At 47.0% G+C, this 234-nt stretch carries 1 pseudogene; it reads left to right on the top strand.

The annotated features are described in order from the left end of the window. Positions 1 to 202 (top strand): annotated as a pseudogene (gene prfC, locus ACEWL1_RS12250) (peptide chain release factor 3); the annotation flags it as partial. Between the last annotated feature and the right edge of the window lie 32 nt (positions 203 to 234).

Raw genomic sequence — 234 nt, 5'->3', positions numbered from 1 at the left:
ACATTTCCGTTATGTAAACAATGCAGATCCAATGAAAGCAAAACAATTATTCAAAGGATTAGATCAATTACTGGATGAAGGTGTTGCGCAATTGTTTACGTTAGAAATGAACGGTCGAGAAGTTGTTGGTCCAGTTGGTGGTTTAGCATTCGAAGTGAGTGACGAGAGATTAGTACGCGACGGCGGAGCCACCTGTTCGTAGGAGAACCTCCGGGTCGAGAGCGCGGGGGGGGG

Origin of the sequence: Polaribacter gochangensis (genome assembly GCF_046224025.1) — a bacterium.
Classification (GTDB): domain Bacteria; phylum Bacteroidota; class Bacteroidia; order Flavobacteriales; family Flavobacteriaceae; genus Polaribacter; species Polaribacter gochangensis.
This window is presented reverse-complemented; position numbering and strand designations above follow the sequence as displayed.